Below are 8,555 nucleotides of genomic sequence, written 5' to 3' on the forward strand. Positions count from 1 at the left end.
GCCCGGCAGATCAGCGCGGCCCGGTGAGCACGTTCTCGTTGACCCGATACACCGTCACATTGCCCTGCCGGAACACCTGCGTCAGACCCGGCGCACCATGCTCGCGCAGCGCCAGGAACGGGTCGCCCTGCACGCCGTGCTCAGGGTCTGGAACGCCGTTCTGGAAGGGCCAATAGCTCGGCGGGCTGTCGATGACGTAGTGCACCTTCATGTCGCGGACGATCTGATCGACGTGCGGATCGGCACCGATTTGCGCTGTCCCCCAGTACAAGTCGCGCTGGCGATCGGAGAACTCGTTTGCCCGATAGAACGAGAACAACGGGGTCAGTCCGGTCACCGGGTACAGCCACCCGGTGCCCTGGTCTAGGTTGTTCAGGATCAGCGCGTCGTGCGCGTCGGGCTGACGATCGAGCCAGTGGTACGCGGCGAGATCGTCTCTGCCCACCAGCTTTTCGCCGCGCTCCTTCGACGCGATCTGCGCGTTCGACGGGTAGCGCCACACCGCGGCGCCCGCTATCAGCACCAACAACACCGCGAATGTCACCGGAACAGCCCAACGTCGCTGCGTCGCAACGCGATCACCGGACCCCGTCCGCGCCACCCACCGCGCCACGGCCAACGCCACGAGCCCCAACGCGACGCCCGCAGCCGCCGCACAGAACAGCGCAACCACAAACGTCAGTCGGTGGGGCGAGTTGTAGAAGTAGCCGCCGATCACACCGAGCGGCGCCGACAGCGGGCCAAGCGAGACAACCGAATTGGCGGTGACCAACACGAAGATCGCCCAGGTCACCAGCCCTCCCCAGCACCGTAGCCACAGCAGCGCGAGCGCACCGAGCACGGTGAGGATCACCAGACCCCACACCGGATAGTCCTGCGTCTGCAGCGGCACCGTCCCGTTGAACAGCGCCTGCGAGAGCCCTTCCAGCACACCGACCGTATCGACGCGGAAGTCGAAGAACGGCAGCTCGTTGGTATCGGCGACGCGAATTGTGCCCAGCACCACCGGGAAGACCAGCACCACTGTCGCCAGCCCGGCAATCGCCAGGGTGACGAAGTCTCCGACGCGGCTGTGCACGGGCCGACGCAGCGCCTCGAACAGCCACCACACCCCGACGATAACACCCACCAGAATCAGGCCGGACGGGTGCGTCGCCGTCACCCCGGAGACCGCGACGGCCGCGGGCAGCACCCGACGTCGATCACGCACCGCACTGATCGTGAGCACCGCGGCGATGGGCGCCATCGACACACCCACGGCATTCGGCACCGACGTCAACTGCACCTCGACATACGGCAGTGACGGGAACAGCGCCGCCACCGCGCCCGCCACACCCGCGATCAACGCCGACGTCGAGGTGTCGAAGCGGTGGCGCGCAAACCAATACGCGAGCGATGCGACGCCCAGCGTGACCGTGACCGCCAACGTCGCGGGCGAATACGTGTTGTTTAGCTGGACCGGGTTCGCGCCGGTCAGCGGGAGCTCCAGGGCACCGAGCGCGTGCCACGTATTCGGGTAGTAGTTGAAGCCGTGGGTGTCGTAGTTCATGAGCTCGCCCATGCGCAACGACGATCCGACGCCGGTCTCGTGAATCCAGCGCAGCGAACTCGCATGCCAGAGCGAATCCCAGACCTGAGGAATGCTGTCGAGGCCCGCGAAGGCCGTCTTGGCGATGGGCCTGATGCACGTAATCGCGATGATGATCGCCCCGAGTGCGATTCCGATGCCGCCACCCAGTGCCGCACGCCGGCTCAGCGGAGCGTCGACCGTACCGTCCTCCCAGGTCGACGTCGCGGCGGGTGCAGGAGCGATTCGACGCCCAACCCGCGTGCCGAGCAGCGCGGAATAGACCCAGGCCAGCGCAAACGCGACGAGCACGGCGACCAGCGCGGTGATGACGTTCCATTCGAAGCCGATCGCGCCGTAGAGCACGGTCGACACGCTCACGATCGCGAACGTGATGGGCGCGCCTGCCGCGATCGCGACGGGCCAACTCAGCGTCATCCGACGTCCGACACACGCCCCGGGAACAATGAGCAGGACGACGGTCACCACACTCACCCACGCCCCGAGAAGCACTGACACCCGTCCTCTCACTCACCCGGCCGGAACCGGATTCATCCCGGACCGACCAACCAGTCGACCTCGTGCAGGTTACCGCGCCGTCCCGCAGCCACCGTTGACCATGTGTCCGTCACCCCTGGACGTCGGATACTTGTAGTTCTACAATCTTTGTATGTCCACAACTACTTCCGTCGAGCTGACGCCGCGCAGGAAGATGGCGATTCTCGGCACCTGCTGTATGAGCCTGCTGATCGTGTCGATGGACGCCACCATCGTCAACGTCGCACTGCCAGCGATCCGGACGGATCTGAACGCGAGTGTGTCGTCGTTGCAGTGGGTCATCGACATCTACACGCTGGTGCTGGCCAGCCTGTTGATGGTGTCGGGAGCCACCGCCGACCGATACGGACGCAAACGCTTGTTCCAGATCGGTCTGGTCACGTTCGCGATCGGATCGCTGGCGTGCAGCCTGGCGCCGAGCGTCGGGGTTCTCATCGCCGCACGCGCCCTGCAGGCCGTCGGCGGTTCGATGCTCAACCCCGTGGCGATGTCGATCATCACGCAGATCTTCGTCGATCCTCGTGAGCGCGCCCGCGCGATCGGCGTGTGGGGATCGGTAGTCGGGATCTCGATGGCTGCCGGACCGATCGTCGGCGGCGTGCTCATCGACACCATCGGGTGGCGTGCGGTGTTCTGGATCAATCTGCCGATCTGCCTGATCGCGATCGTGCTCACCGCCATCCTGGTGCCCGAATCACGCTCGCCCATCATGCGCACACTCGATCCCATCGGACAGGCATTGGCGATGATCGCTCTCGGCGGCGCTGTCTACGGCCTCATCGAGGGACCTGGCCACGGGTGGGGATCAACACGCACCATCGTCGTATTCGTCGTCGCAGCAGTCGCTTTCGTCGGATTTCTCCTGTGGGAACGACGCCACGACGACCCGTTCATCGACCTCCGATTCTTCGGTAGCGTGCCGTTCGCGTCGGCAACCGTCATCGCCATCTGCGCGTTCGCCAACTGGGGTGGGTTCTTGTTCCTGATGTCGCTCTATCTCCAGGAAGATCGCGGGTTCAGCGCCGTCGGCACCGGCGCCATGCTCGTTCCGCCCGCGGTAGCGGTGTTGATCTGCTCGCCACTCTCCGGGCGCGCGGTGGGTCGCTGGGGCACGCGACCGTCGCTTGTGATTGCCGGGATCGCACTCCTCATCAGTTCGTCGATGATGCTCTTCATCGACGACGCCACCCCGATCCCCCTGCTGGCCTTCATGTTTTTCATCTTCGGACTCGGCTTCGGGATGATCAACGCGCCCATTACCAACTCCGCGGTCGCAGGCATGCCCCGACATCGCGCCGGAGCCGCCAGCGCCGTGGCATCGACGAGTCGTCAGATCGGCGTGAGTCTCGGTGTGGCACTTGCCGGTAGCGTCACCGGTTTGGCCGCGGCGCACACGGCCATCGACTTCTCGACGGCGATGACCGCCATGTGGTGGATCGTGATCGCCTTCAGCGCAGCGATTCTCGTCCTCGGCGTCGTGTCCACGACACCGTGGGCGCTGCGGACCGCGCGGACCGTCTCGGAGCGGCTGATCGAACCGGAGATGTCCCATGCCTGAACCCGAAGCGGCCCACGAGCACGGCACTATGTCGCACGACGAACCTGCGTCACGCGACGAGCCTGGCGGGCACGAAACCGGCCGACACGACGAACTGGTCGCGCAGGTCTGGCGTGAGCTGACTTCGTTCGTGACAGACTCACGCGACGCCTGGCGTCGCACGGTAGTAGCCGAAACAGGCTTGCCGTTCAGCAGGATTCGGGTGTTGAAGCTGTTACGCAACGGCCCGCTGACGATCACCGAGATCGCTCACGCCGCCACCATCGATGCTCCCGCGGCGTCGGTCGCGGTGTCCGACCTCGAGTCCGCCGGCTATGTGGTGCGCCAACCGTCGTCGAGTGATCGTCGTCGAAAAGAAGTCCACCTCACCGACTCCGGGCGCGAGGTTCTCCAAACCGTCTGGGACGTCGACGATCCCGCGCCCAACGTACTCACCACGGCTTCTACCGCCGAACTGGAACTGCTGCACCAGATGTTCACCAGGAGTTCCGAGCGGGAGGCGTGACGTCGGTCAGGCGGCCACAGCGTGCCGACGATGCCCATACAGCGCGATGGCGAGACACAGCAGCGCCGCGACGATCCCGAAGATGAACATGTGGGTGTAGGTGACCGCGTGCCAGAACTCGGTGATCAACGCCAGCACAGCCGGAATCGCGAACCCCAGGTAGGTGACGCTGTAGAACACCGCGGTGAGGCCGGCGAGGTCGTTGCGGCCGCTGCGGGCCGCGATCCGTTGCACCTCGAGTAGACCTGCGATCATCGCCATGCCGTAGCCGCAGCCGAGCACCGTCGCGGCGATCAGCGACATCCAGATCGTCAACATGTGAGCGGCCAACGCCGCCAACGCCATTCCGATTGCCAGCACCGTGAGTGCAGCGGCGACGCCGCGCACACCGTCGGGGTTGTCGATGCGACGTCCCAGCGACTGGATACCGAAACCCGCCGCGAGTCCGAGCACACAGCACAGCGCGGCGAATGCGATCGGCGCTCCGGCGGTGCGCGCCGACATCAGCGCAGGGATGATCGCGTACGCCGACGCACATGCACCGAACACCCAGGGAGCAACCGGCAGCACCACGAACAGGAACCGCCGGTGCGCCGCCGACGGAATCTTCAGGTCGTCGACCAGTCGTCCGGGAGTGCCACTGGGCGAACGTGTTTCGGGCGCGCGGACGAGCAGCAGCACCAAGGCGATAGCCGCGAGCGAGATGTTCACCACGTAGGCGAGCACGTGCGGCCACGGCGCCCACTGAGCCAGCGCACCGGCCACGCCCGCACCAATGCCGAATCCGGCGGTGAGGCTCATCGCGGCGCGTCGGGCACCGGATGCCGCTCCGGCGCCGCCACGCACCGACAACTCCGTGATCCAACTGCCACCGACCGCCATCGACAGTCCCAGCGCAATTCCGCTGAACACTCGACCGATCGACAGCAGCACAATGGAATTCGCGCCGAGTGCGAGGAGCAGCGAGCCCACCGCCGCAAACACCGGCGCGGGCAACATCAGCGGACGGCGCCCGTACCGATCCGACAGCGGACCGCCGATCAACAGCGACGGCACGATGCCCACGACATAGAGGAACAGCAACGCATCGACGGCGACGGCCCCGAAGTTGCCCGTTTCGCGGTACATCACAAGCAGCGGCGTGAATTCGTTTCCGCCCCAGGCAGATGCGAAGACGGCAAGTGCCACCGCGATCCACGCGGTGCGACGAACCGTCGGACCGGTCACTGTGGGGGTGGCGTTGTCTGCGGTGGTCGTCACCGTTGTCCTTCCTCTGCGTGGGTGCCGCGCGCGTCGGCGTAGATCGCGTGGGTGGTGCGCGCGTCGGTCGTGTCGGTGGCGTGGACGGCGTAGACATCCTCGATGCGATGAACACCCGCGACATGGTCGACGAGTAGCGATGTGAATCTGTCGGCGTCTGCGCGTTCGATGGCGTCGACGAGCGCGGTGTGCTCGGCGATGATCCGGGGTGTGACGGTCGGCTCTCGGTGCACGCTCGCAGTGGTCATGCGCCGCTGACGTTCTGCGAGACCGAGGTAGAAGTCGGCAAGTACCCCGTTGGCTCCGGCCGAGACGATGCGCTGGTGGAACTGCGCGTCGACGCGGGCAAAGTCGGCGATGTCGTCCGGCTCTACCTTCGCGTGCGCGGCAAGGTTGCGGCGCAGGTCCGCCACCAGGTCGCCGGTCGGCAGACCGCGAGCGACGAGTCCGCGCACCGCGTGTGACTCGATGAGAATCCGAGCGTCGACAACGTCGCGGGCCTCAGTGTCGGTCACCGGCAGCACCAGCGCGCCGCGCTTCGGGTACAGCCGCATCCAGCCTTCTGCCTGCAACCGAAGGAACGCCTCACGCACCGGGGTGCGACTGACCTCGCAGCGCTGTGCCACCTCGCCCTCGCTGATCAACTCTCCGCCCGCGATGACGTTGGTCAGGATGAGTTCCTTGACCTCCTCGTATACGCGGTCGGCCGCCGATGTCGCGCTCAGATCCAACATAGATACAAGTTGTACTCCCGATTGCTTAGCGAGTCGAATCTTTGTGACCTACTCGGCGACGCGCGATAACGATTTGTCCGACAGAAGCACGACATGCCTCGCCGGCACCGCGCCATGCCGGCTGAGCTGTCCCGTTTTCGGGCTCTCCCGTTCCGGGCTCTCCCGTTTTCAGTCATTTCTGATCCTTCTCGGCGAGCCGACCTGGGCTTTTGCCGCCGGACCCCTCTGAAAATGACTGAAAACGGGAGCGGTCCGGAACCTTTGCGGACGGAGAACGTCCAAATGCCATGGTTATTCGACCTCCGGTGAACCCCGACCTCACTCCCGATGCGCTTCCGCTCGGCGCGATCGATCCCGATGCGGTCAACCTCGGCGTCTTTTCTCGGCCGGAGCTCCGTGCACGCGGGCTCACCGACGCCGACCTGCGCAGAAAGGTACGTCGCGGCGAACTCCTCATTCCCCGCCGCGGCTGGTACGCCCAGCCCGAAGCCGACCCGGACGCCGTGACTGCAGCCAAACGCTATGGCGCACTCTCCTGCGCGTCGGCGCTCACCAAGCACAAGTTGTGGGTGCCGCCCGGATACGACTCGCTGCACGTGCGCGCGGGCAAGAGCGCGTCGCCGAGGCGCGCGGACTACTGCACACTTCCCGGCGCACCACTGCCCGTCACCACCATCACCGACACCATCGGTCTGTCTCTGGTGTGCGCCGCGGGCTGCATGAAAGACGACGACACGATCGCCACACTCGATTCGGCGATGCACACGCTCGGCATCGATGTCGACGACCTTCGGCTGAAGCTTCCCCAGACGAGTCCGCTCATCGAGGCCCTGCTTCTCGAATGCGATCCGCGGTCGATGTCCGGGACCGAGAGTCTGACCCGAGTCCGTTGTCGCCGAGCCGGTTTCGAGGTCGAGGTACAACCCGAAATCTCCGAAGCCGAGCACGCCGACCTGCGGATCGGCCGACTCCTGATCGAATGCGACAGCAAGCTCTACCACCTCAGCCCGGCGAACTACACCAACGATCGACACCGCGACCGCAGATCACTCACACAGGGTCGACCCACCCTCCGGCTGACCTATGACGACGTGCTGTATGGCTGGGACCAAACCCTCGACGACATCACTGAGATCGTGGGCTTTTTCGCGCAGTAACGGGCGCGCTACGCGCCGACGTAACCCTTGTCGTCGCGCTCCTGCCAGGTACACAGGCACACCTCGTTGCCCTCGGCGTCGGCGAGTACCCACCACGAGGGCGCGAACTCGTCCGTGACGAGCGTGCCACCGGCGTCGAGTGCGGCACTCAGTCGGCCCTCCACCTCGTCGTGCGGGATCCAGAAGTCGAGGTGTATCCGGTTGCGTTCCGAGCGCTCGCTGTCCATCTGTTGGAACCAGATTGCGGGGAGACGGCCGGCGGGGTCGACGAGGTCGGCTGCTTCGAGGTCGCGCGCGTCGCCGTCGAGTTGCTTGTAACCGAGCACGGCCGACCAGAAGGGTCGGATCTTGTCGATGTCGAGGGCGTCGATGGCGACGTCGAAGCGGGCCTCCGGTGTGGACAGTGGCTCGAGCTCGAGCTCGCGGGCGATCTGCGCGATGAGGTTCGCCAGCCCGACGTCGGCTTCGGTGATGCGGTGCGCACTGTGCGTCGACAGAGTGAGATGGATTGTGCCGTAACGCAGATCGATGTCGGGGTGGTGGTCGGCGATCTCCGCTTCCTGTGCGATCCGATGGAGGAAGCGCACGCCACGGGCCATCGATCCGGTGTCGTACCCCGCACGCACGCTGTTGCCGATGACCCGCCAGGGGTCGGACAGCCGTGTGGAGGCGTCTGCTGCGGTGACGGGCTTTCGTGGAGAAGGGGCCATAGCCCGACGGTACGGCGGATCGTCGTATGTGGGTCGCGGTTGTGTCCGATCGAGATGAACTGGTTGTCGGGAGTTCACGCAGTTCTTCGTCAACTGCCGCGAGACGGCACATTCTGGGATGATCGAAGGCATGCACACACGCGCATGCCTTCGATGCGCTGGTGCTCGCGGTAGCAGGTCTGGTGGCGACATCATTCGGAGCCGGCGCGGCACTCGCCGACCCGTTCCCGGTGACCACCGACGTGGTGGCCGCCCAACGCGACGGGCTGACCGGGCCCGCCGACGCCGCCCCCGCCGGCGCGAATCGACCCGACTGTCACGATCGATACGACCGCGATCCCGTCATCCTGGTGCACGGCACGACCTCGAATCAGTCGTCAGCGTGGTCATTCCTCGCTCCGACGCTGGCCAACGCGGGTTTTTGTGTCTACACCTTCACCTTCGGCCAGGTACCGGGAAGCGGTTCGGTCGGCGGACTGGCGCCTAGGGCAGAGTCGACGCAGCAA

The 8,555-nt window shown here is 65.7% G+C and carries 8 protein-coding genes; 4 read left to right on the forward strand and 4 right to left on the reverse strand.

Annotation, left to right across the window (positions count from 1 at the left end; genetic code table 11):
- Window positions 1–10: 10 nt before the first annotated feature.
- Window positions 11–2,080: a DUF6541 family protein gene (locus tag GOSPT_RS13365; RefSeq protein ID WP_005206732.1), complete on the reverse strand. Its 2,070-nt coding sequence runs from the start codon at window positions 2,078–2,080 to the stop codon at window positions 11–13.
- A gap of 157 nt (window positions 2,081–2,237) precedes the next feature.
- On the opposite strand from GOSPT_RS13365, the gene GOSPT_RS13370 reads away from it, so the two are divergent.
- A complete protein-coding gene (locus GOSPT_RS13370; RefSeq protein WP_039855955.1) occupies window positions 2,238–3,683 on the forward strand; it encodes an MFS transporter in 1,446 nt (481 codons plus the stop codon).
- Window positions 3,676–4,188, forward strand: a complete 513-nt coding sequence (locus GOSPT_RS13375) for a MarR family winged helix-turn-helix transcriptional regulator (RefSeq protein ID WP_005206734.1) — start codon at window positions 3,676–3,678, stop codon at window positions 4,186–4,188. The genes GOSPT_RS13370 and GOSPT_RS13375 overlap by 8 nt, the downstream gene beginning before the upstream one ends.
- 6 nt (window positions 4,189–4,194) lie before the next feature.
- On the opposite strand, the gene GOSPT_RS13380 is transcribed toward GOSPT_RS13375, so the two are convergent.
- Window positions 4,195–5,448, reverse strand: coding sequence for an MFS transporter (locus GOSPT_RS13380; RefSeq protein ID WP_005206735.1), 1,254 nt, complete (start codon window positions 5,446–5,448; stop codon window positions 4,195–4,197).
- Window positions 5,445–6,182, reverse strand: a complete 738-nt coding sequence (locus GOSPT_RS13385) for a GntR family transcriptional regulator (RefSeq protein WP_005206736.1) — start codon at window positions 6,180–6,182, stop codon at window positions 5,445–5,447. The genes GOSPT_RS13380 and GOSPT_RS13385 overlap by 4 nt, the downstream gene beginning before the upstream one ends.
- A gap of 287 nt (window positions 6,183–6,469) precedes the next feature.
- Here GOSPT_RS13385 and GOSPT_RS13390 point away from each other — a divergent pair, with 287 nt between their 5' ends.
- The gene (locus tag GOSPT_RS13390) at window positions 6,470–7,339 is read left to right on the forward strand and encodes a type IV toxin-antitoxin system AbiEi family antitoxin domain-containing protein (RefSeq protein ID WP_005206737.1); all 870 of its coding nucleotides are present in this window, start codon (window positions 6,470–6,472) and stop codon (window positions 7,337–7,339) included.
- Between the two features lie 8 nt (window positions 7,340–7,347).
- Here the strand turns inward: GOSPT_RS13390 and GOSPT_RS13395 are convergent, their stop codons facing one another.
- Window positions 7,348–8,049, reverse strand: coding sequence for a 4a-hydroxytetrahydrobiopterin dehydratase (locus tag GOSPT_RS13395; RefSeq protein ID WP_005206738.1), 702 nt, complete (start codon window positions 8,047–8,049; stop codon window positions 7,348–7,350).
- A gap of 182 nt (window positions 8,050–8,231) precedes the next feature.
- On the opposite strand from GOSPT_RS13395, the gene GOSPT_RS13400 reads away from it, so the two are divergent.
- A partial coding sequence (locus tag GOSPT_RS13400) for an esterase/lipase family protein (protein WP_005206739.1) occupies window positions 8,232–8,555 on the forward strand: 324 nt, incomplete at its 3' end.

The sequence above is a fragment of the Gordonia sputi NBRC 100414 genome, assembly GCF_000248055.1.
GTDB classification, from domain to species: domain Bacteria; phylum Actinomycetota; class Actinomycetes; order Mycobacteriales; family Mycobacteriaceae; genus Gordonia; species Gordonia sputi.